25 protein-coding genes and 2 tRNA genes are annotated in these 22672 nt (G+C 59.4%); 13 read left to right on the top strand and 14 right to left on the bottom strand.

The window, feature by feature from the left end; all coding sequences use genetic code 11:
• Nucleotides 1-40 precede the first annotated feature (40 nt).
• Nucleotides 41-346 carry an anti-sigma factor antagonist gene (locus tag AC3YUO_RS11275; protein WP_489963132.1) on the bottom strand — a complete coding sequence of 102 codons (306 nt, stop codon included), beginning with the start codon at nt 344-346 and terminating at the stop codon, nt 41-43.
• 293 nt (nt 347-639) lie between these two features.
• On the opposite strand from AC3YUO_RS11275, the gene AC3YUO_RS11270 reads away from it, so the two are divergent.
• Complete coding sequence (locus AC3YUO_RS11270) at nt 640-1977, top strand: MATE family efflux transporter (protein WP_489963131.1); 1338 nt, start codon at nt 640-642, stop codon at nt 1975-1977.
• Nucleotides 1978-2027: 50 nt separating this feature from the next.
• On the opposite strand, the gene AC3YUO_RS11265 is transcribed toward AC3YUO_RS11270, so the two are convergent.
• Complete coding sequence (locus AC3YUO_RS11265; protein ID WP_489963130.1) at nt 2028-3416, bottom strand: MATE family efflux transporter; 1389 nt, start codon at nt 3414-3416, stop codon at nt 2028-2030.
• Between the two features lie 364 nt (nt 3417-3780).
• On the opposite strand from AC3YUO_RS11265, the gene AC3YUO_RS11260 reads away from it, so the two are divergent.
• From AC3YUO_RS11260 to AC3YUO_RS11215, 10 genes are all read left to right on the top strand, one after another.
• Nucleotides 3781-4161, top strand: coding sequence for a GntR family transcriptional regulator (locus tag AC3YUO_RS11260; protein WP_489963129.1), 381 nt, complete (start codon nt 3781-3783; stop codon nt 4159-4161).
• Entirely contained in the window at nt 4158-5021 is an 864-nt protein-coding gene (locus tag AC3YUO_RS11255) for an ABC transporter ATP-binding protein (protein WP_489963128.1), read from the top strand. The genes AC3YUO_RS11260 and AC3YUO_RS11255 overlap by 4 nt, the downstream gene beginning before the upstream one ends.
• Complete coding sequence (locus AC3YUO_RS11250; protein WP_489963127.1) at nt 5018-5653, top strand: ABC-2 transporter permease; 636 nt, start codon at nt 5018-5020, stop codon at nt 5651-5653. The genes AC3YUO_RS11255 and AC3YUO_RS11250 overlap by 4 nt, the downstream gene beginning before the upstream one ends.
• Nucleotides 5654-5821, top strand: coding sequence for a hypothetical protein (locus AC3YUO_RS11245; protein ID WP_489963126.1), 168 nt, complete (start codon nt 5654-5656; stop codon nt 5819-5821).
• 13 nt (nt 5822-5834) lie between these two features.
• Nucleotides 5835-5999: a hypothetical protein gene (locus AC3YUO_RS11240; RefSeq protein ID WP_489963125.1), complete on the top strand. Its 165-nt coding sequence runs from the start codon at nt 5835-5837 to the stop codon at nt 5997-5999.
• Between the two features lie 84 nt (nt 6000-6083).
• Nucleotides 6084-6212, top strand: a complete 129-nt coding sequence (locus AC3YUO_RS11235; RefSeq protein WP_489963124.1) for a hypothetical protein — start codon at nt 6084-6086, stop codon at nt 6210-6212.
• A 78-nt stretch (nt 6213-6290) separates the two neighbouring features.
• On the top strand, nt 6291-6797 hold the full coding sequence (locus tag AC3YUO_RS11230) for a cob(I)yrinic acid a,c-diamide adenosyltransferase (RefSeq protein ID WP_489963123.1): 507 nt from the start codon (nt 6291-6293) through the stop codon (nt 6795-6797).
• Between the two features lie 352 nt (nt 6798-7149).
• Entirely contained in the window at nt 7150-9783 is a 2634-nt protein-coding gene (ppdK, locus tag AC3YUO_RS11225; protein WP_489963122.1) for a pyruvate, phosphate dikinase, read from the top strand.
• Between the two features lie 247 nt (nt 9784-10030).
• A complete protein-coding gene (locus tag AC3YUO_RS11220) occupies nt 10031-11125 on the top strand; it encodes a metallophosphoesterase (protein WP_489963121.1) in 1095 nt (364 codons plus the stop codon).
• A 33-nt stretch (nt 11126-11158) separates the two neighbouring features.
• The gene (locus AC3YUO_RS11215; RefSeq protein ID WP_489963120.1) at nt 11159-12061 is read left to right on the top strand and encodes a DUF2156 domain-containing protein; all 903 of its coding nucleotides are present in this window, start codon (nt 11159-11161) and stop codon (nt 12059-12061) included.
• A gap of 42 nt (nt 12062-12103) precedes the next feature.
• Here the strand turns inward: AC3YUO_RS11215 and AC3YUO_RS11210 are convergent, their stop codons facing one another.
• The 6 genes from AC3YUO_RS11210 to AC3YUO_RS11185 all read right to left on the bottom strand — a co-directional run bounded on the left by AC3YUO_RS11210 (nt 12104) and on the right by AC3YUO_RS11185 (nt 16907).
• Nucleotides 12104-12901 carry a cell wall hydrolase gene (locus AC3YUO_RS11210; RefSeq protein WP_489963119.1) on the bottom strand — a complete coding sequence of 266 codons (798 nt, stop codon included), beginning with the start codon at nt 12899-12901 and terminating at the stop codon, nt 12104-12106.
• Between the two features lie 134 nt (nt 12902-13035).
• On the bottom strand, nt 13036-13509 hold the full coding sequence (locus AC3YUO_RS11205) for a DUF4358 domain-containing protein (RefSeq protein WP_489963118.1): 474 nt from the start codon (nt 13507-13509) through the stop codon (nt 13036-13038).
• A 12-nt stretch (nt 13510-13521) separates the two neighbouring features.
• Nucleotides 13522-14595, bottom strand: a complete 1074-nt coding sequence (locus AC3YUO_RS11200; RefSeq protein WP_489963117.1) for a GDSL-type esterase/lipase family protein — start codon at nt 14593-14595, stop codon at nt 13522-13524.
• 28 nt (nt 14596-14623) lie between these two features.
• Entirely contained in the window at nt 14624-15082 is a 459-nt protein-coding gene (locus tag AC3YUO_RS11195) for a threonine/serine exporter family protein (RefSeq protein WP_489963116.1), read from the bottom strand.
• A 15-nt stretch (nt 15083-15097) separates the two neighbouring features.
• Nucleotides 15098-15853 (bottom strand): threonine/serine exporter family protein, encoded by a 756-nt coding sequence (locus tag AC3YUO_RS11190; protein WP_489963115.1) that lies wholly within the window; start codon nt 15851-15853, stop codon nt 15098-15100.
• A 157-nt stretch (nt 15854-16010) separates the two neighbouring features.
• Entirely contained in the window at nt 16011-16907 is an 897-nt protein-coding gene (locus AC3YUO_RS11185) for a DegV family protein (RefSeq protein WP_489963114.1), read from the bottom strand.
• Nucleotides 16908-17223: 316 nt separating this feature from the next.
• Between AC3YUO_RS11185 and AC3YUO_RS11180 the strand changes: the two genes are divergently transcribed.
• On the top strand, nt 17224-17919 hold the full coding sequence (locus AC3YUO_RS11180; protein ID WP_489963113.1) for a response regulator transcription factor: 696 nt from the start codon (nt 17224-17226) through the stop codon (nt 17917-17919).
• Complete coding sequence (locus AC3YUO_RS11175) at nt 17913-19160, top strand: sensor histidine kinase (RefSeq protein WP_489963112.1); 1248 nt, start codon at nt 17913-17915, stop codon at nt 19158-19160. Before AC3YUO_RS11180 ends, AC3YUO_RS11175 begins: the two co-directional genes overlap by 7 nt.
• Nucleotides 19161-19248: 88 nt before the next feature.
• On the opposite strand, the gene AC3YUO_RS11170 is transcribed toward AC3YUO_RS11175, so the two are convergent.
• The 6 genes from AC3YUO_RS11170 to rpsU all read right to left on the bottom strand — a co-directional run bounded on the left by AC3YUO_RS11170 (nt 19249) and on the right by rpsU (nt 22534).
• Nucleotides 19249-20115 (bottom strand): tocopherol cyclase family protein, encoded by an 867-nt coding sequence (locus tag AC3YUO_RS11170; RefSeq protein WP_489963111.1) that lies wholly within the window; start codon nt 20113-20115, stop codon nt 19249-19251.
• 114 nt (nt 20116-20229) lie between these two features.
• Entirely contained in the window at nt 20230-20664 is a 435-nt protein-coding gene (locus AC3YUO_RS11165) for a hypothetical protein (protein WP_489963110.1), read from the bottom strand.
• A 145-nt stretch (nt 20665-20809) separates the two neighbouring features.
• Nucleotides 20810-20885: transfer RNA gene (locus tag AC3YUO_RS11160), tRNA-Ala, on the bottom strand.
• 140 nt (nt 20886-21025) lie between these two features.
• The gene (locus AC3YUO_RS11155) at nt 21026-22066 is read right to left on the bottom strand and encodes a threonine aldolase family protein (RefSeq protein ID WP_489963109.1); all 1041 of its coding nucleotides are present in this window, start codon (nt 22064-22066) and stop codon (nt 21026-21028) included.
• 71 nt (nt 22067-22137) lie between these two features.
• Nucleotides 22138-22213, bottom strand: a tRNA-Ala gene (locus AC3YUO_RS11150).
• 138 nt (nt 22214-22351) lie between these two features.
• Nucleotides 22352-22534 carry a 30S ribosomal protein S21 gene (rpsU, locus tag AC3YUO_RS11145; protein WP_489963108.1) on the bottom strand — a complete coding sequence of 61 codons (183 nt, stop codon included), beginning with the start codon at nt 22532-22534 and terminating at the stop codon, nt 22352-22354.
• Nucleotides 22535-22672 lie beyond the last annotated feature (138 nt).

Here is a 22672-nt window from a genome sequence, read left to right as displayed (position 1 = left end):
TGTAAGTCCTCCTCGGTATGGAAATGGGGTGAGGCCCCCGTTACTCAAAGCGGATCATCCGCTCCAGCCCTGCGGCCCGGAACACCTTTTCCGCCTGAGCCGGGGTGCCCACCACCCGCATGGAGCCCTGAATTTGTCCCATTCTGCGCCAGGCCCGCAGCAGCACCGCAATGCCTGAGCTGTCCGTAAACGTCAGCCCCTTCAGATCCAACGTCAGCTGGCGGGGCAGGGCCTGGTCAATCCGTGCCTCCAGCTCCTCCATCACGGCCTTGGCCTCGTGGTGGTCCAGTTCCCCGGACACCATCGCCACAAGGTTTCTTCCCTCTTCCCGACAGGTCACCGGCATATGCCACCTCTCCTTTCTCTCGGTTCCCGGAGGTCTGCGTCTCCGGCCTTCTCTGGGTATGGAATGGACGGTCTGTCACTGTTTGCCGCCCTGATTATAGGACAGGCTCCGGGTCGGAACCGGGCGCTTTCTGTCTGCATGGGAAATTCCCCCTTCTGTATTCCGGCTCTGTCTCCCGGGTAACCTAATCCGGTATCCGGGCAAAGAAATCTTTGCAACGGCAGCTCATCTGACGTATTATAGAAAAAAGGCAGCCCTTCGGCCGCCTGATTCTCTCCAGAGGAGGCCTCGCTGTGTCCCGCCCTCTCCATCTCACCTCCGGCCCCATCACCTCCCAGCTGCTGAGCTTGTGCCTGCCCCTGCTGTGCGCCAATGTGCTTCAGCAGCTCTACAACATCGCAAACTCCCTCATTGTCACCCGCTACATCGGGGACCAGGCCTTTGCCGCTTTGGGTGTGGCCGAGAGCGTGATGAACCTCTATATTTACGTCATCACCGGGGCCTGCATGGGCTCCTCAGTCCTCATCGCCCAGTTTTACGGCGAAGGGGACATGGCCAAGCTGCGCCGCCAGCTCTATGTCTCCGCCGTCCTCATCGGCGGCTGTACGCTGACCGCCGTGGTGCTGGGTCAGCTCTTTCTTCCCCAACTGCTGGTGCTCATTCAGACCCCACAGGATCTGATGGATGATGCCGGGCACTACCTGCGGGTTATCCTGGCCGGGATGCTCTTCACCTTTGCCTACAACTACCTGGCCTCCACCCTGCGGGCGGTGGGAGACACCCGGGCGGCGCTGTACTTTCTTCTCCTCTCCCTGGGCTACAACCTGATTGCCGCCTGGCTTCTGGTGGCGGTGCTGGGCCTGGGCATCACGGGGACCGCTCTGGCCACCGCCTCCGCCCAACTGCTCTCCGCCCTTTTGTGCGCGCTCTACATTAAAAAGCGCCGCTCCTTCCTGTCCATCACCCGGCAGGACGCCCGGCTGGACCCCATCCTGGTCCGCCGTACCAGCAGCTACGCTGCCGTGGCCGCTCTGCAGCAGTCCAGCCTCTACCTGGGTAAGCTACTCATCCAAAGCGCCGTCAACGGCATCAGCCTGCTGGATTCCGCCCCCATTTCCGCCTTTACCGCTGCCACTCGGGTGGAGAACTTCACCCAGGCCTTCGGCATCAGCGGCTGCGAGGCCATCGCCATTTTCGTGGCGCAAAATGTGGGCGCCGGGGACCGGAAACGGGCCCTGCGGGGCTTCGCCCGGGGAGCCGGGATGGTGCTGGGTACCGGAGCGGTCTTTGCCCTGCTGCTGTTTTTTGCCAGCACGCCTCTGTCCACTCTCTTCCTCCAGCCGGGCAGCCAGTCGGCGGTGCTGTGCGCCTCCTACCTGCGGAACATCGCTCTCTTCTACCTGCTGGCCTTCTGCGGGCACACCTTTGTGGGGTGGTTTCGGGGAAACGGCCGGATGGGCGTTACCTTCTGGGGCACCACACTGCAAATTGTGGTGCGGGTCATCGGCTCCTACCTGCTGGTGAGACTCCTTGGGCTGGACGCCGTGGCGCTGGCCACTGGAGGAGGCTGGGTGCTGATTGTTGCCTTCCAGCTGACAGTATTCGCTCTGGAACGTCGGAAACAGATATAAAAAAATCCCGCTGCCGGTTGGCAGCGGGATTTTTCTTTCTATTTTCTATTTTATGTAGAGGCCCGGCTAAGCTGAGCGGAAGGGGCCTGCTCCAGCGCCCGGCGGGTTACCCAGCCGCGGCGCTTCCAGAACACCAGGCTGCTGAGCACCGGCGGGAAGAAGTCGGACACCGCCTCCGCCAGGAAGGCGGCGGGGGCACCCAGAAACACCGGCAGCGTGAACAGGGCAATGAAATAGACCACCTTGCGCAGCAGGGACAGGGGCAGCGAGTACTGCATCATGCCCATTCCGGTAAAGCCGTCCACCACCACGTACTGGAAGGCCAGGGGGATAATCCCCAGAGTGCTCAGCCGGATGGCCTGCACCGCCAGAGCGGACACCTTCAGGTCAGGCGTAAAGACCCTGGTGAAGGGAACCGCACAGAACTGGCCCGCCAGGAAGAGAATACCAGTATAAATGAGGCACAGGGTAAGGATACACTTTTCCGCCTCCTGAATGCGGTCGGGGCGGCCGGCACCAAAGTTGTAGCCCAGAATGGCTCCGGTTCCGCCGGTGATGCCGCCCATGGGCATAACCACCATCAGCATAAAGGACTGGGAGATGGTAGCGGCAGCCACCAGCTGATCCCCCGAGGCACCTCCGTGGCGCTGGAGCACGGCATTGAGGGCGATAACCATCAGGCTATCAATGGCGTACATCAGGAAGGGAGCCAGTCCCATAGCCAGCACCTGGCCCACAATCTTAAGCCGGTAGCCTCCGAAGGTAATCCGCACCGGCGGAATCTTGGAAAAGAGGAAGCACATTACATACAGGCAGCTGCCCAGCTGGCTGATCACCGTGGCAATGGCCGCACCCCGCACGCCCATGTTCAAGACAAAAATAAACAGGGGATCCAGCACAATATTCAGGATGGCGCCCAGCATCACCGACTGCATGCCCTTCTTGGCAAAGCCCTGACAGATGATGAACTGATTCATTCCGGTGGCCAGCAGTGCAAAGATAGTGCCGCAGACATAGATGGTAAAGTAATCCATGGCATAGGGCAGGGTGTCCGCGCTGGCTCCGAAGAGCGTCAGCAGCGGCCGCCGGAAGGCCAGCGCCACCGCTGTCAGCACCACAGAAAACGCGCACAGCAGCATGAAGCAGTTGGCCAAAATCTTTCTGGCCTCATCCAGTCTGCCGCCTCCCATGCGTACGCTCACCAGGGGCGATCCGCCGATGCCCACCAGAAACGCAAAGGAGGAGATCAGCGTCACCGCCGGGCCGCACACGCCGGCTCCTGCCAGAGCCAGACTGCCAACCTCCGGAATATTACCAATATAGATACGGTCCACAATGCTGTAAAGCACACTGACAAACTGGGCCAGCATGCTGGGAATGGCAATACGCAGCACCAGCTGACGAACAGGGTCCCGGCCCAGATCGTTTTCCAATTTCATGACGTTTCCGCCCCTCCGCTTCCTTCCAAAACATTCATCCTTTTTCGCGCGAGGCGCATTATACCACCGGGAACATCTCCTTGTAAATTGTTGAAAACCATGGTATTTGTTCCCCCTTTTTTCACAGAATGGCCAAAAGTGCTCATGGTCTGTTCTGCCCTTCCCCAGCGCTCCCTTTTCCCGTACACACCGGCCCGGATTTTTTGTCCTGCGGCCCCTTGACAAACGGCAAATCGATGTTATACTGTGCATATAGTATATATACAGTATTACCAAAATAACAGCAGTGAACGGGACGGCGGCGTTGGACTTTGCGCAGAGCCGACAGCACGCCGCCCGCACACCTGCTTAGAAGGGGCGCCACATGGACATTATTCTCAGTAACTCCAGCGGAAAACCAATTTACGAACAGATTACAGACCAGGTGAAGGAGCAGATTATGACCGGTGCACTGGCGGCGGGGGACGCCCTGCCCTCCATGCGGCTGCTGGCCAAAGAGCTGCGTATTTCCGTGATTACAACCAAGCGGGCCTACGAGGAGCTGGAGCGGGACGGATTTTTGGAAAACGTCCCTGGCAAAGGCTGCTTTGTGGCGCCGCAGAATCAGGAGCTTTTGCGGGAGGCCCGCCTGCGCAAGGTGGAGGACGCCCTGTCCCTGGCGGTGGAGGAGGCCCGCAAGGGCGGCCTCTCCCTGGAAGAGCTTCAGGAAATGCTGAACTTATTGTATAAAGGTGATAATCTATGACAAACAGTATTGAGATTCGGGGACTGAACAAGTCCTATCCGGATTTTACTCTGGGGGAAATTGACCTCACTCTGCCCGGCGGCACCATCATGGGCCTCATCGGGGAAAACGGGGCGGGCAAGACCACCTTAATGAAGTGCATCCTCAATTTGGTCCGCCGGGACAGCGGGAGCATCACCCTTCTGGGCTACGACAACATCCGGGAGGAGCGGCTGGCCAAGGCGGAAATCGGCGTGGTACTGGACGAGTGCTTCTTCCACGACACCCTGCGCCCCAAGGACGTGGGGGCCATCCTGGCTCCGGCCTTCCGGGACCGCTGGGACAGCCGGCTCTATGCGGACTATCTGGACAAATTCCAGCTGCCTCACGGCAAGCTCATCAAGGAATTTTCCCGGGGCATGAAGATGAAGCTCTCCCTGGCTGCCGCCCTGGCCCACCAGCCCAAGCTCCTGCTGCTGGACGAGGCCACCGCCGGACTGGACCCGGTGGTGCGGGACGAAATTCTGGACGAATTTCTCGCCTTCATCTGCGACGAGGAGCACTCCATCCTCATTTCCAGCCACATCACCTCCGACCTGGAAAAGGTGGCCGACTACATCACCTACCTCCACCAGGGCCGGATTGTCCTCTCGGACGCCAAGGACACCATTCTGGAGCATTACGGCCGGGTGGGCTGCACCGCCGCACAGCTGGAGGCCATTGACCCGGCCGACCTAGTACGGGTGCGCCGGGGCTCCTTCGGCTGTGAGGCCCTGGTGGCCGACCGGGGCGCCTTCCACCGCAGCTATCCCCACCTTATGGTGGAGCCCATTGCTTTGGAGGATATCATGCTCTTTATCGGAAAGGGGGAGTCGGCATGACCGGCCTAGTCTTAAAGGATTTCCTGGTGCTGCGCAAGGCGCTGAGAACCTACGTTCTGTTCCTGATCTTTTACCTTATCCTGGCCATTTTCGACCTGTTTTCCATCTCATTCATCACCGCTTTCGTCCAGATTATTGTCATGATCCTGCCCATGTCCTCCTTTGCCTATGACGATCTGGCCAAATGGGACCGGTATGCCATGACTCTGCCCCTGGGCCGCCGGGCAGTGGTGCGGGCCAAGTACGCCTTTGTGCTGCTGATGATTCTGGTGGCCGCCGCCTTCGCCCTCCTGTCCTGCGTGGCCCTGTCCATCACCGCCGCCCAGCCGGTGGAAGAAAATCTGGCCGCCGGGGTGGGCGCTCTCAGTGTGGGACTTCTGGCGGTGGATGTCACCCTGCCCCTCAACTATAAAATGGGGCCGGAACGGGCCCGTCCCTTCCTGTACGCCATCATCTTCATCCCCGTCATTCTCATCGTACTGGCCGCCCGCGCGGGCTGGCTGGACAATCTGGAGCAGCTTCCCCTCTCTGTGGTCCTGCCCCTGCTGTGCCTCATTCCTCTGGTCATTCTGCTGGGCTTGCCGGTGTCCTACCTCATCTCCTGCCGCGTTGTGGAACAAAAGGAGTTTTAAATGAAGGCCGGTGTGCTTTTGATCTGGACCGGCTGCCTGCTGGCGCTGGTTCTGGCCGCGCTGCATTTTGCCTTCGTGGCCACCCCACGGGAGCGCCTGCTCACTCTGGCCCTGATCCTGTCCGTAACCTGCAGCATGGATCGGAGCGTCCGCTCATCCCATAAATAGGAGGCTTATAAATATGCAGCGAAATCCCGTTCTGATTTGGGCCGGACGCATTGCCGCCCTGCTTATGGTGGTCCTGACCCTGACCGGCGCCATCCCCGCCGGAGGCGTGTTGTCCTGGAGCCTGGTAGCCTTGGCCGTCGTCCTTATTTTACTGGGCGGAGGCGGCCGCCGGCGCTGAAATTTCACCCCTCCCCTTGTCTTTTTCCCCTGTGATGTGTTAAAATGATCTACGCTGAATAAAGTTTCAGGGAGTGTGTGTGTTATGACCGCAAAAGAGGCAATTCGGGAGCTGGAGCAAATCAAGCAGTACTGCACCGCCAAGGCGATTCCCGCGGTGGACTACGCCATCAAGGTGCTTCAGCAGACCATGGAGGAATCCAAGGAGCAATAACCCATAACTCATCCGGCTGCCGGGCCGCTGCGGCTTTGGCAGCCGGACTTTTCTATCTTCCCACACAGGAGGTTTTCCATGATTCACATCTATTGGGGCGACGGCAAGGGCAAAACCACCGCAGCCATGGGGCTGGCGCTCCGTATGGCCGGCCGGGGCCAGTCGGTGGCCATTGCCCAGTTTATGAAGGGGCAGGACAGCGGCGAGCGCGCCGCCCTGGCCCTGCTGCCCAATGTCACGCTGCTGGATATACCGAAGGAGGTCAAATTCTCCTTTGCCCTCACCCGGGAGGAATTCCAGGTGGAGGCCGACCGCAGTCTGCGCCTGCTGGAGGAGGCCGCCGCGCTGGCCCGCCAGCCCGGCTGGGGCCTGTTGGTGCTGGATGAGGTGTGTACCGCCGTGGAGGCTGGTCTGCTCCCCCTCCAGGCCGTTCTCGATTGTCTGGATGTCCCCGCCGAGGTGGTGCTCACCGGCCACCAGCCGCACCAGGCTCTGCTGGACCGCGCGGATTATATAACCCGCATGGAAAAGCTTCGCCACCCCTATGATCGCGGCATTTCCGCCCGCCGCGGCGTGGAATTTTAAGTTAAGATGTGCTTTAGCTTTCTTTTTTTACCCGTTAGCCGGACGCTCCTTCGTTTTTCTCCTTCTGAATAAATTTAAGCGTCCTTTTCCCGGTTTAAAACTCATTTTTTACTGTTTCCACAGAATTTTGTATTTTCGTGTCATATTTGTTTCTTTTCACATAAGATTTCTATTCTTTTTTAAATTTTGTTGCAGTTTTTTTGAGAAAATTATTGCAATATTTCCTGCAAATGGTATAATGTTTTCTGCGGAATTTTGGGCTGCTGCCCAGAAGGCCGCTGCGATTATATCCTCCGGTCTGAGATAAGGCCCGCCTTGCCTCAGACCGCTACTGAAGAAAGGAATGACGTAAATGGCAAAGAAATTCGTGTACCTCTTCTCCGAAGGCAACGGCAAGATGCGTGAGCTGCTGGGCGGTAAGGGCGCCAACCTGGCCGAGATGACCAACCTGGGCATGCCCGTGCCCCAGGGCTTCACCATCACCGCCGAGGCCTGCACCCAGTACTATGAGGACGGCGAGAAGATCAACGACGAGATCCAGGCTCAGATCATGGAGTACATCGTCAAGATGGAAGAGATCACCGGCAAGAAGTTCGGCGATCTGGAGAATCCCCTGCTGGTCTCCGTCCGTTCCGGCGCCCGCGCCTCCATGCCCGGCATGATGGACACCATCCTGAACCTGGGCCTGAACGAGGACGTGGTCGAGGTCATTGCCAAGAAGTCCAACAACCCCCGCTGGGCTTGGGACTGCTACCGCCGCTTCATCCAGATGTACTCTGACGTCGTCATGGAAGTGGGCAAGAAGTACTTCGAGGAGCTCATCGACGAGATGAAGGCCAAGCGCGGCGTCACTCAGGACGTGGAGCTCACCGCCGACGACCTGAAGGAGCTGGCCGGCCAGTTCAAGGCTGAGTACAAGGAGAAGATCGGTGCCGACTTCCCCACCGACCCCAAGGAGCAGCTCATGGGCGCCATCAAGGCCGTGTTCCGTTCCTGGAACAACCCCCGCGCCATTGTGTACCGCCGCATGAACGACATTCCCGGTTCCTGGGGCACTGCCGTCAACGTCCAGTCCATGGCCTTCGGCAACATGGGCGACGACTGCGGCACCGGTGTTGCCTTTACCCGTAACCCCGCCACCGGCGAGAAGAAGCTGATGGGCGAGTTCCTGACCAACGCCCAGGGCGAGGACGTGGTGGCCGGCGTGCGTACCCCCATGCCCATCCAGGAGATGGCCGACAAGTTCCCCGAGGCCTTCAAGCAGTTCGAGCAGGTCTGCCAGACTCTGGAGAACCACTACCGCGACATGCAGGACATGGAGTTCACCGTCGAGAACGGCAAGCTCTACATGCTGCAGACCCGTAACGGCAAGCGTACCGCCGCCGCCGCTCTGAAGATCGCCTGCGACCTGGTGGACGAGGGCATGATCTCCGAGCAGGAGGCCGTGGCCATGATCGACCCCCGCAACCTGGACACCCTGCTGCATCCCCAGTTCGACCCCGCCGCTCTGAAGAAGGCCACCCCCGTGGCCAACGCCCTGCCCGCCTCCCCCGGCGCTGCCTGCGGTAAGATCGTCTTCACCGCCGATGACGCCAAGGAGTGGGCTGCCCGCGGCGAGAAGGTGGTTCTGGTCCGTCTGGAGACCAGCCCCGAGGACATCGAGGGCATGGTCGCTTCCCAGGGCATCCTGACTGTCCGCGGCGGCATGACCTCTCACGCCGCCGTCGTGGCCCGCGGCATGGGCACCTGCTGTGTCTCCGGCTGCGGCGCCATCAAGATGGACGAGGACAACAAGCAGTTCGAGCTGGCCGGCAAGGTCTACCACGAGGGTGACTGGCTCAGCCTGGACGGCTCCACCGGCAACATCTACGGCGAGGCCATTCCCACTGTGGACGCTTCCATCTCCGGCGAGTTCGGCCGCATCATGGCCTGGGCTGATAAGTATCGTCAGCTGAAGGTCCGCACCAACGCCGACAACCCCCGCGACACTGCTCAGGCTGTGAAGTTCGGCGCCGAGGGCATCGGCCTGTGCCGCACCGAGCACATGTTCTTCGAGGGTGACCGCATCCGCGCCATCCGCGAGATGATCTGCTCCGACACCGTGGAGCAGCGCGAGAAGGCTCTGGCCAAGCTGGAGCCCATGCAGCAGGGCGACTTCGAGGCCATGTACGAGGCTCTGGAAGGCCGTCCCATGACCGTCCGCTTCCTGGATCCCCCGCTGCACGAGTTCGTGCCCACCGAGGAGGCCGACATCGAGCAGCTGGCCAAGGACATGAACAAGTCCGTGGCCGACATCAAGGCCATCATCGCCGGCCTGCACGAGTTCAACCCCATGATGGGTCACCGCGGCTGCCGTCTGGCTGTCACCTATCCTGAGATTGCTGCTATGCAGACCCGCGCCGTCATCAAGGCCGCTCTGAACGTCCAGTCCAAGCACCCCGACTGGAACATGGTCCCCGAGATCATGATCCCCCTGGTCGGCGAGGTCAAGGAGCTGGCCTTCGTGAAGAAGACCGTGGTGGAGACCGCCGACGAGATCATCAAGGCTGCCGGCTCCAACATGAAGTACCACGTGGGTACCATGATTGAGATCCCCCGCGCCGCCCTCACCGCCGACGAGATCGCCAAGGAGGCCGAGTTCTTCTCCTTCGGCACCAACGACCTGACCCAGATGACCTTCGGCTTCTCCCGTGACGACGCCGGCAAGTTCCTGGATGCCTACTACACCAACAAGATCTACGAGAGCGATCCCTTCGCCCGTCTGGATCAGACCGGCGTAGGCAAGCTGGTGAAGATGGCCGCTGAGCTGGGCCGCTCCACCCGCCCCGACCTGAAGCTGGGCATCTGCGGCGAGCACGGCGGCGATCCCTCCTCCGTGGAGTTCTGCCACAATGTGGGTCTGGACTACGTGTCCTGCTCCCCCTTCCGTGTGCCCATCGCCCGTCTGGCTGCCGCTCAGGCTGCCATCAAGAATCCCCGCAAGTAAGCCGGATTCTTCTCTGTAATATAACATCCGCGCCGGTCCAAAAGGACCGGCGCGGATCTTTTTGTAGTCTCCCCGCAGCTCCCATAGGTACCGTGTGTATCCTTCTCCCCCGCCAATCCCTTGCATTTGATGGCTCTGCTGTGCTATGATTGCGGTGCGCAAATCACCATAATCCACGGTAACATTCGGTTTACGGAATAACTCATTGTAATTTTTACATGCAGCAATACAAAAAGGAGGGCCCCCTATGGACCGCGCCGTTGTAATTCACCCCCAATTTCAGCCCGGACAGCGCATTATTGCGGTCAGCGACATTCACGGGAACCTCCCCTTCTTCCGGGCCCTTATGGACCAAATCCGCCTCACCCCTCAGGACGCCCTGGTGCTGGTGGGGGATATGCTGGAGAAAGGAGCCGAGAGCCTGGCCCTGCTGCGCTACCTGGTGGAACTGTCCCAGACCCACTGTCTCTATCCCCTCTCCGGCAACTGCGACGGACTGGTATCCCGCTTTTTTGAGACAGATGAGCTGGATCAGTCCTTCTTCTCCTTCTACCTGCCCCAGCACCCCGAGTCCACCCTGCGGCAGCTGGCCCGGGAGGGCGGCTTTGAGCAGCTGGAGGACCTGCCCAAGCTGCGCCGGGACCTGCGGGCGGCATATCCGGAGATCCGGGCATGGCTGAAGGCTCTTCCCACCATTCTGGAGACGGAGCATCTGGTCTTCGTCCACGGCGGCGTCCCCTCCCTGTCCCACATGGAGGAGCTGAACCGGTGGGACTGCATGAAAAATGATGACTTTCTGGGGCAGAACCGCTCCTTCCAAAAGTGGGTCATCGTGGGCCACTGGCCGGTCACGCTCTACAACCCCAGCATTCCCTCTGCCGCTCCCATTCTGCTGCGGGATCGAAAAATCTCCTCCATTGACGGAGGCTGCGTGCTGAAAATGGATGGTCAGCTCAACGCGCTCATCCTGCCCTCAGAGGATTCCCAGGACTTCTCCTGGCAGGCCTGGGACGGCCTGCCTGTGGTGAAGGCTCTGGATCCTCAGGAGGCCTCCACAGATTCCGTCAACGTCCGCTGGGGCCGCAGCGCGCTGGAGCTTCTGGAGGAGGGAGAGGAGACCTCTCTGTGCCGCCACCTGGAGAGCGGCCGGGTGCTGCCCATCCTCAACCGCTACCTGCGCCGGGACCAGCGCGGGCTGTGGTGTGAGGACTCCACCGACTACCGCCTCCCCGTCTCTCCCGGGGATCATTTGTCCCTGGTACAGACCACAAAGCACGGTTTTTTGTGCAAAAAAGAGGGGGTTACAGGCTGGTATTATGGGCGGATATCGGATATAATGTAGAGCGACTAAATCAAACGACAAGGATTTTCAATTATGCTGGATTTTCATCCCCTGCAGCTGGAGGATCTCCCCAAGCTGCGCCATTTCTTTGATTACAGCGGCAGCCGCATCTGTGACACCACCCCCGGCACCTGCTTTATCTGGCGGGACATGTATAAGACCGAGTGGGCTGTCTACGATGGTTCTCTCTACTTTAAGGTGTACTACCCCGGTCTTGGCGACACCTTCACCCTGCCCCTGGGGGGCGGCCGCAACGAGCACTACCGGCAGATCGCCGACTACTGCTGCCGCCGGAAGATGCCCATCTCCTTCTACCCCGTTCCCAAGGATGAGCTGGAGCGGATTCAGGAGTTCTTCCCCAACAGCGCCGCCATCCCCGAGCGGGACAACTTCGACTACCTGTACCGGGCGGAGGACCTGAAATACTTCCGGGGCAAGAAGCTCAGCGGGCAGCGGAACCATGTCAACAAGTTCCTGAAAACCTATGGAAACTGGACCTTCCGAGTGATTACTCCGGAGGACATCCCCGTTGTCAAGGCGTTTCTGGACCGGTACGCCAGCCGGGTGGACAAGGCGGCGGCCTCCTTCCACGAGGACATCGCCAAAACCCACGAGGTGCTGGACCACTACACCACCTATGACATGCTGGGCGGTATGCTGCTGGTGGATGGTGAGGTTGTGGGCTTCTCTCTGGGCGAAATCATCGGCGACACGCTGTTCACCCACATCGAGAAGGCTGACCGCACCTACGAGGGCTGCTATCAGATGCTGGTAGCCCAGTTCGCCCAGCAGTTTGCCCACGAGGGCATCCATTTCATCAACCGCGAGGATGATGCCGGCGATCTGGGGCTGCGCACCAGCAAGCTCTCCTATCACCCCGTGGCTCTTCTGGAAAAGTACACCGTGACAGTGGAGGAGCCCTGCTCCTTCTGCTAAGCAAAAAAGAAAGGGACGGCCGTAAGCCGTCCCTTTTCCTTTTTAGAGGTAAAAGTCGTGTGCACCAATGGTGATGTAGTAGGTTCGGTTATTGACAATCCATGTCCCCTCCGACAGGGCGGGAGCGAAAAAGTACAGGCAGTCTCCCACCACCCGGGCACCCTCCAGGGTCATCTTAGCCGCCAGAATGGAGGACTGGGCCGGCTCGTTATAGACCGTTCCATTGGCCACCGGTTCAAACTGCACGGCGTATTTGGTGTCAAAAATGACGTCCTTAATGGTGTCCGGGAACTGCCCGTTGGCCACCCGGTTCAATACCACATTGCCCACGGCAATCTGGCCAATCAGGGGTTCACCCCGGCTTTCCGCCGAGATGATGCGGGAGAGCCAGTAGAGGTCCTCCTCGTCATAGTCGGCCTGGGGCGCGGATGCACCGGTCAGCCCCAGGGAGGCGGTGGCTGTTTTGGCGTTCCAGCCCAGGGATCCACCCGTAGCCGCGGCCACCACCCGCAGGGGCAGCGTCAGCTTACCGTCCACCACCTGCACGCCACCCTCCACATACAGAGCCCGGTCATTACTCAATATGTATAAATCACCTGGACGGGCGGACAGCTCCAGGTCCTCGCCCCGCAGCCAGGCGCGGCTCCCGTCCCAGGTCAATTCGTAATCGGAGTGCTGGGCCAGCGCCCGCAGGGTCATATAGCTGGTTCCGTCCTTAATCCAGCCCTGTTCGGCGGTGAGAGGCTGACCGTTGGCCTCGACGGACGCGCCCCAGGCCGGAACAGTCAGGGCCGCCGCGGTCATCAGGGCGGCAGCGGCCCCCTTCCATCGTCGGTTCATGTTGTTATTTCCTCCTTTGCAGGTTTATAACAAGATTGTAACCGACTGTCCCCCAGAAAGACAAGCTGTAAGTTTTTCCACCTATTTCAGCAAAAAATGCCGTTTAGAGTACTCCAAACGGCATTTTTGATTGCTTATTTGCTGCCTACGGCTTCCTTGGCAGCCTCTACATCGTTGGCCACGACCATCAGCACGGTGTTCCCCCGCTGCTCCACCCAGGCTCCCTCCAGCTTGGGAATCTCCGCCGGGCGGTAATCAGTATTGGAAGCAATCTGGCCCTCCAAATAGGTCTGAAGAGACTGGACGGCAGCCTCTGCCGCTTTCTCATCACCAAAAATCAGCACAGCCAGCTCCTCGCAGGTAGCTCCCGCGGAGCGGCGGCACAAACCGCCGGTCAAATCCTCCCGGCTCAGCCCCGCGTCCTCCAGCTTGTAGAGCATAAACGCGGTGTCCAGATCCAGCTCCTCCAGCTCCTCGGAAAAAGCGCCGGAGTTCAGAATGTCCTGTCCATGCTCCTCCGTCCAGGAGGCCTTGCTCTCCTTCTGGCTGCAGCCAACCAGCGCCATGGCCAGCACCACGCCGGCCAGCAGTAAAATCCACTTCTTCAAGATAATCTCCTCCTATGTAAGATCAGATTGTCCCTGGTCCTCCGCTCCGCCGGACACATTCAGCCCGACAGCGCTTCCGGATGGGTACAGGGTCTTATAATCCACTGTGTGGGTCTTCAGGTAGGCCAGCCACTGCCGGCACCAGGCGCCCCGAAGGTGGACGCCGTCCTTGCTGGCCTCGGCGGGCAGCTCATTGTTTCCGTCCGCAAATTCGGAATACAGATCCAGGAACACCACGCCCTCCTCCTGGGCCGCCTTGCGCATCAGGTCGTTGTAGACCCGCAGATGCTCGTTGGTCAGGTAGCGGGATCCCCCTGTCTGGGCGATCACGCCCTCATTGAGGGGAATGAGCCCCTGGATGTAGATAACTGCGTTGGGCTGCAGCTGGCGAATGGTCTGGATGGCGTCGCGATATTTCTCATAAAAGCCCTTATCGTTGTTATAGCCCAGCTCATTGACCCCCAGGGAGAGGTACACCTTTCCGTACTGCTCCAGGGCCAGGGCCTCCAGAAGGGTATATTTCTTCCCGTCAATGGTCAGAGCCTTTTTCTCCTTCAGCTTGAAGATGGACAAACCGTTGGAGGTCAGGTTCTTCCCGTTTCCAATTCCGCTGTAAATCATAAAGCCGTCGGTACGGGAATCACCGATAAAAGCTGCATCAGCAAAGTAGCTGTTGTCCACCTCCGGACTCTCGGGCACGGGCTGGCTAAAATCATAGCCGTCCCCTTCCGTCCCCTGGGGCTGCTCTACCCCGCTCTCCGGTGTCCGGGCTGCCCGGGCGTTCTCCGCCTCGGTCCCTCCGGTCTGGGTGGGCTCGTCTGTTTCCTCCGGTTCAGCGTCTCTAGGCGGGACCAGCTCCGGCTCTCCGGAAGGCTTGTCCTCCAAGGCGGCGTCCGGCTTTTCGCCGTTATCCCCGGCTTCGCTTCCGTCGGGCAGTTGGGGGTGGGACTGGTCGGAATGCTGCCGATCCGCCCTGGCGGAACCGGCAGGCAGAGCGATTCCCTTCTGGATGGAGCATCCCGCCAAAAGGGTCAGCAGGCAAATCGCGATAAGCGCCGTCTTCCAACGGCTGTGAGAAATGTGCATCAATGTGGTCCTCCGCTTGGAAAAGTCGTTACGTCCCCCCTCTGTGAAAATGAGGCAGCAGCGCCCGCAGCACCGAGGTGGTCAGCATGGCTCCCACCGACAGGGCGGCGGCAAAGCCGAACGTGTGCAGCAGGGTGGACAGGAACAGCTGGGTCTCTCCCTCCACGCAGTACTGCATGGTGTAATAGATGCCCGCCCCTGGAACCAGAGGCAGCAGGGCCACCTGGAGGTAGCCCGTCACCGGACAGCGGCGAATCCGCGCCATCACCTCAGAATAGATGCCAATAGCAATGGCGGCCAGAAACGCGGCGAAAATATCGCCCGTCCCCACAGCCACGGCCACCAGGTACACCAGCCAGCCCAGGCCCGCGCCCAGGCCACAGATCAACACGCCCACGCCCTGGATGTTGAACACCAGTCCAAACCCAATACAGGCCAGAGACGCCCACAGGCAGGGAAGCACATAGCCGGTCACAAGCTCACTCATTTCTTCCCCACCTCCTCACAGATACTGTCCCAGCACAAGGGGGATGGCGGTGCCCAGAGCCATGGCGGTGGCTACCAGGAGCACCTCCGCCGTCCGGTTCAACCCAGAAAAAATATCTCCCGCCATAATTTCCCGCATGGCATTGGTCAAGGCCCTTCCGGGCACCAAAACCATCAAAGTTCCGATGGTAATTGCCTCCAGATTACTTCCAAGCCCCAGCCGCACCAGCAGCAGGGACATGCCGGAAGCCAGAGCAGCCTGAACCACCGTGCAGAAAAAGATGTTCGACCCCGTCAAAAACTGCCCGAAGAGAATACATGCCCCCACCGCCAGGCCGCACAGGCCGGCACTGAGGCAGTCCAGAAATCCTCCTCCGAAAAACAGTGCAAAAAATCCCGTGGTCATGGCGTAGCCCAGCAGCAGCACCTGGGGCGGAAACTGCCGGGTGTTGGACAGCTGCTCCACCAGCCGCTCCGCCTCCTCCACCGGGACAGGATCCTTGCACAGCCGCCGGCAGAGCTCGTTGCACCGCTCCAGCAGTTCAATATCCGTTCCGTGGGCCGGAATGCGGCACATGCGGGTAATGGGATGGCCCTGGGGAGTGGTGACACTGACAATGAGGCAGTTGGGAATGGCAAAAATCTGCGGCTCCAGGCCGTAAGCCTGAAGCAGCCGCTCCACCGACTCCTCAACCCGGTAGATTTCCGCTCCGCTGTCCATCAGCCTGCGGCCCAGCTCCACGCCCAGGTTCAGCAGCTTGTCGTAATCCATCGAATTTCCCCTCTCTTTAGACAGAATATCATGTTTTTTCAAAAAAACAAGGGGCAAGGGGGTTACAGTTTCTTCTCCAAAAGTAACAGCGCTGTTACAGCTCTTTCTCCCCCAGCGCAAAAAAACAGCGCCGGAAAACCGGCGCTGTTCTTGCCGTTTAACGGACTGCCCGGCGCAGAATGCCCACGCCGATGGGGGTGGGGCCGGTGTGGACGCCAATAGTCACACCAATCTGATAGGGTTCGGACACCGGGAGATCATACCCCCGCTCCTTCAGCCCTTCAAAGAGGGCGGCGGTAAACTGGTCATACTCCTCCCGGTCCAGTCCGAATCCGGTGACCACCCGCCACTGGGCCAGGTCCAGCCTCTCCCGCTCCACATGGCGGTAAAAGAGCTCCCGCACCCGCTGCAAAGACTTCTTCCGCCCCTGGGCAATGCCGTCGGAGATAAGCTCCCGGTTATGATAGCCGATGAGGGGTTTCACCTTCAAAAGCGCCCCGGTGGTGGCTGCCGCCTTGCCGATGCGGCCGCCGTGGCGGAGATAGTCCAGGTCATTTGTAGTGAAGAAGATCCGTCCGCTCTCCCGCAGGGGCTCCAGCGCCTCTACCGCTTCCTCCAGCGTGTACCCCCGGTCCCGCAGCTGGACCGCCTCTTCCACCAGCTGCCCCTGAAGCACGGTGGCCAGCTGGGAGTCCATCACATAAATCTTGGCCTGGGGATACTCCTCCAGCAACACCTCCCGGGCGTTGCGCGCCCCCTGAATGGACCCGCTGAAGGGCTCGTTGAGGCAGACGCACAGCACCGGCTGTCCCTCGCGTACGGCCGGTTCAAAGGCCTGCAGATAGTCCTCCACGGTGGGCATGGACGTCTTGGGAAACTCCCCGGTACGCTGGGCCATCATGCGGTAGAAGTCCTGGCTGGTAATATCCCGCTCCTCCCGGTAGTAGGGCTCCCCCTCAAAGGCCACATAGAAGGACACCAGAGTAACCCCCATCCGCTCGGCACGTTCCCGACCCAGATCACAGGAGCTGTCACTGACAATATGAAACTTCATCTTCTTCTCCTTTTGTTGGCGCCGGATTCCCCCGGCAGCGGACCAGGAACTGCCGTTTTTCCCCGTTTCTCCGCCCCGTAGGCAGGCCTCCATCGCCGGCGCCGGATTTCCTTATATAAGGATAATCATATACCAATTCTTAAAAAACCACAACTAAATTTAAGCAAGAATAAATTTTCTTCACCTTCTTCTTTTCTTTCTTCACCGTTGTGGCACATTTTCCTTTCTTGTGCTATACTAAAAGCCCCTGTTTTCAGGGCAATTACAGCTTGGGGTAGTACAATGGTGTCACATCAACGCACCAGGAGGCGCTTCTATGCGTGTTTTAATTATTGAAGACGAAACCCGGCTGGCTGAGACCCTGCGCCAGCTGATGAAGGAGCTGCTCTATCAGGCAGACGTGGTTCATAACGGCCAGGACGGTCTGGATTATGGCCTGGCCGGGCAATACGATCTGATTTTGCTGGATGTCATGCTGCCCGGACTGGATGGCTTCCAGGTGGCCCGTCAGCTGCGGGCTGCCCGGGTATCCACTCCCATTCTGATGCTCACCGCCCGGGACGAGGTGGCCGACAAAATCAGCGGCCTGGACTGCGGCGCCGACGACTATATGACCAAGCCCTTTGACACCGGCGAGCTGCTGGCCCGGGTGCGGGCCCTCACCCGCCGCCAGGGCGAAATTCTCAGCGACGTGCTCACCATGGGTGACCTCTCCCTGGACTGCAACTCCCATGTACTCTCCTGCGGAGAGCGCTCTGTCCGTCTGGGCTTCAAGGAATACGAGGTCATGCGCCTTCTGCTGGTCAACCAGGGAAGCGTCATGGCCAAGGAAACCCTGATCACCAAGGTGTGGGGCATGGAGTCCGAGGCAGAGGACAACAATGTGGAGGTATATATCTCCTTTCTCCGGAAAAAGCTCTCCTACCTCAACAGCCAGGTGATTATCAGCACCATCCGTAAGGCCGGCTATTTTCTGGAGTGTATTCAGAAGCAAGAGGACAAATCATGCTGAAAAAGCTGCGCCTGAAGTTCATCGGAATCAACATGGCTCTGGTCTGTCTGGTGCTGCTCATCGTCTTTGCCACGCTGGTATACTCCACCGCCCGGCAGTTGGAAGAGGACGCCACTGCTGCCCTGGAGCTGGCTCTCCGCTGGGAGGGACGGGACGACCCCAGGCCCTTTACCTTCGGCCTTCCCAATGGAAATTCGGACGGCCGCAGCCGCCTGATCCCGGTCTTCTGCGTCACGATTTCTCCCGACGGCAGTCTGGATGAGCTGACGCTGGGCAGCGGAGACAGCGTCTCTGATGAGGTTCTGGAGCAGGCCGTGAAGGAGGCTCTGTCCAGCGAAGCAGACCGGGGCATTTTGGAGGACCTGGGCCTCCGTTTTCAGATCCGAACCATTCGGGACAACACCCGGATCGCTTTCTCCGATATGGGCTGGGAGCGCTCCTCCCTTACCCGGCTGATTCTGAACTCTCTGCTGGTGGGTCTGGCCTCCATCGTATGCTTTTTCCTCATCAGCCTCTTCCTCTCCCGCTTGGCCCTGCGCCCGGTGGAACAGGCCTGGGAGCAACAGAATCAGTTTGTGGCCGACGCCTCCCACGAATTGAAAACCCCCATCACCGTCATACTGGCCAACACCGGCATTGTTCTCTCCCATCCCAAGCAGCCGGTGGCCGACAACCAAAAATGGCTGGAGTATATTCAGGATGAGGCCCGGCGGATGAAATCCCTGGTGGAGGACCTTCTGTTCTTGGCCAAGCACGACGCCGCCGGTCTGCCCGCCGCCAAGGCAGTCAACTTCAGCGATCTGACCGAGGGCTGCCTGCTGCGTTTTGAATCAGTGGCCTTTGAACAAAGAGTCCATCTGGACAGTCAGGTGTCCCCCGGTCTCTCTCTGAATGGAGACCGGGCCAGCCTGGAACGCCTTGTGATGATTCTGCTGGACAACGCCATCAAGTACGCCGGGCCAAAGGGTGAGGCCTCCCTCCGTCTGGAGCGCCAGCAGGATCGGGCTGTTCTGACCATGTCCAACTCCGGTCCACCCATTCCGGCCGAGCACCTACCCCATTTGTTTGAGCGCTTTTACCGTGCGGACAGCTCCCGCAGCCGGGAGCAGGGCGGCTATGGCCTGGGGTTGTCCATCGCCCAGGCGGTGGCACAGGCCCACCGGGGCACCATCACGGTGCGCAGCGACGCAGCCCACGGCACGGTATTTACCGTCACTCTTCCCCTGTCACATCCCCAGTAACCTGTTTTGAGCTGTTTCAAGCAGAGAGGGCGGCTGGCACATGCCAGCCGCCCTCTCTGTCCTTTTGTCACCGGAATGGTTTGCCGCCCTATTTGCCGGAGGACTCAAAGCTGGCGCAGCGCCCGGTGCGGTCCAGGACAGGCCGCCCGCCTATAGTAAAGCGGTAATGTACCGCTCCGGAAAGGCTCTCATGGACGATGCGCCCCATCGTTCCTTCCACTGGCGCCCGGAGAGCCTGCCCCTTTCCTGTCTCCAGACGGGCATCCAGTCGCCAGCTTCCCTGGCAAATAGTCACCCCTTCTCCGGTCCATCGCCGGATTCGCGCCCCGCGGTAGGTGGCCAGGCGGTATTCCCGCCCCCCGTGCACCACCGCGCAGATACAGCCCCGGAAGCTGCCCACAGGCAGCGGGATAGAGGCCGCCGCCAGCATGATGCTGCTGGGATCGGACTCAGGCCAGACGCACTGGCTCCAGAGGTAGCGGCTGGGGAACGAACGACCCCGGTCGGTCTCCACATACCCCACACCGCCTGAAAAGTCCAGCGTTCTGCCGTTGCAGACCAGCGCTCCCTCTAAGCTGTGGGCCATGCTGATGACGCCGTGGGTACATTCCATATGGGGCAGAAAGCGAAACGGGCCCATAATGTCTGAGCTCAGTCTTCGAAGCGGGCCGAACCAGACGGTACCGTGCAAGGACAGCCCGGCCCGTTCCACGGACACCTCCACCCCCTCCTCTGCAAAGGAGGATGCCCCCAACCGGATACGAAGCGGCTCTGTCTGCACCTGAAGCGCATCTCCGGGGTAGTCAAGCCACCAGCTCTGGTCCCGGACAATCACCTGCAGCGAGGCACTGTGCCGCCCGCTCCGGTCAATGTGGAAGGCGGGGATCAGCGCCAGCGCCTCGCCCTGCCCAGTCTGCAGTTTGAAATACCAGCCCTCAAAGTAGGGACCTCTCATCACGGTGCTCCTCGGATGGCGTGTCACGTGCTCCCCCATTTAAGAAGCCTCCTCTAATCGGCAGTAAAAGGCACCACCCTCCCCGGTGGGAACGGTGATGCCTCCTGATTACGCTTACAAAAAGGTTCGGATGTCTACGGCCAGCCGCTCCTCCAGATTGATGAGCCGCTTGGTGATATCCTTGGACACCTCGTCGGCGGCCTTGTACTGGTTCAGATACTGGTTCAGGGACTTGACTCCCATATTGCAGCCGTCTGTCATGAGAGCCGCGATGGTCTGATCTGAGTCATCCATGCCCATCTTCACGTTGATTTTCATCCAGGACATGCCTTTGGCAATGGAATTGGGCTCTTTGCCGTCGTCGTGATACTGATCCAAAAGTTTATGAATCTCCTGCTTCAGCGTTTCATGCTCCTGCTTGCACCGGGTCAGGTAGCTTTTGAGCTTGTCACTGCGCACCCGGTCCAGCACGTCATCGATGGATGCAACGCCCATCTTTACGCCCGCGTCACACTCCCGAAGCAGCTTGATGGTATCCTGCTCAATCATGGAAGGCTCAACTCCTCTGTTCAGATACCCTTAGTCTGAACCGCAGGGCGGACATTTATTCCCCCGGCAGAAATCAAGCACACAACATGCCGACATTTCCTCAGAAAAAATAAAAAAGACTTGAAACACAAGTTTCAAGTCTTTTTGGTGGAGATAAGCGGGATCGAACCGCTGACCTCTTGAATGCCATTCAAGCGCTCTCCCAGCTGAGCTATACCCCCAAATATTTACTTTTTGCAACCCACAATCGTGAGACCGTAGGTTATTATAGCAGATTCTGCCCGATTGTCAAGAAAAATTTTTCATTCTGGAAAATTTTCTGCCGGGGCCGGAGAAAATTCTCCGGCCCCGGTCATATCACTCAGCCTACTTCCTTCTGGATATCGGCCACGAAGGCCTCCACATGCTCCCGCTTGGTGGCCCAGCTGGTGCAGAAACGCACCGCACAATGGCTGTCATCCATCCGCTGGTGGTGGGAAAAGCTGTACTTCTCCTTCAGCTTCTCAATCGCCTTGTCAGGCAGAATGGGGAAAATCAGATTGGTACGGCTGTGCACCAGCAGCGGGCAGCCCGCCTTCTCCAGGCCCTCCCGCAGCAGGTCTGCCATCTCGTCGGCGTGGCGGGCCAGGCGCAGGTACAGTCCGTCTTCAAACAGGATGAGGAATTGAATCCCCAGCAGCCGTCCCTTGGCCAGCATGCCGCCCCGCTGCTTGATGAGATAGCGGAAATCCTCCTTCAGCCTGGGCTGGAGAATGACCACAGCCTCCCCAAACATGGCCCCCTGCTTGGTGCCTCCGATGTAAAACACGTCGCACAGGCGGGCGAGGTCGGGCAGTGTCAGGGTGTTGTCCTCCGCCGCCAGGCCGTAGCCCAGCCGCGCTCCATCCAGATAGAGCGGCAGTCCATGGCTGCGGCACACCGCCGACAGCGCCTCCAGCTCCTCCAGCGTGTAGAGGGTGCCCAGCTCCGTGGGATTGGAGATATACACCATGCCCGGCTTGACCGTGTGCTCCTTGGTCTCATCCGCCTGGTGGGCCTCCCAGTACGCCTCCACCTGCTCGGCGGTGAGCTTGCCGTCCTGATTGGGTACCGTCAGCACCTTGTGCCCGGTCGCCTCAATGGCGCCCGTCTCGTGGCCGCTGATATGGGCGGTGTCCGTGGCAATCACGCCCTCGTGGGGCCGCAGAGTGGCCGCAATGACCGTCAGATTGGCCTGGGTGCCTCCTACCAGGAAGTGGACGTCAGCCTCCGGCGCACAGCACAGTTCCTGGATCCGGGCCCGGGCCTCCCGGCAGAAATGGTCCTCCCCGTAGCCCTCTGTCTGCTCAAAGTTTGTCTGGGCCAGCTTTTCCAGAATTGCGGGATGGGCCCCTTCGGCGTAGTCACAGTAAAATCGGATCATGGCTCGTTTCCTCCATTCCGTTCTGTTTCTGATATAAAAAATCGTCGCAAGTCCAGATGACTTGCGACGATTGGTGGAGATAAGCGGGATCGAACCGCTGACCTCTTGAATGCCATTCAAGCGCTCTCCCAGCTGAGCTATACCCCCATATTTTCCCGAACAGGACAAGCCGTCTTGTTCAGCGCAAGAGATATAATACCAGAAAATATGTAGCTTGTCAATAAGAAAATTAAATTTTTCTCAGGATAAAAAACACCGCAGCCGAAGCTGCGGTGTTTTTCGATCTTAGTAGAACTTCTTGCGATTCTTGCGGGCGGCCTCGGACTTCTTGCGGCGCTTGACGCTGGGGCTCTCGTAGTGCTCACGCTTACGGACCTCAGCCAGCACACCAGACTTCGCGCAGCTGCGCTTGAAGCGCTTCAGCGCGCTCTCCAGAGACTCGTTTTCTCTCACACGGATTTCCGACATTTATATTTCCCTCCCTCCGGCGCGGCGGGGCGTCCCCCGTCCACGTAAGGGCCATTTGTATGGCTTTAACAGTAGTATTATATTCGTTACAACGCCCTCTGTCAAGTGGGAATTGTGAACGTGCTGTAAACCTTGCTC

The organism is Pseudoflavonifractor sp. HNCC25GI2 (genome assembly GCF_058136395.1).
Note: the sequence above shows the minus strand (reverse complement) of the source record. Positions and strands in the feature narration are given on the sequence as shown.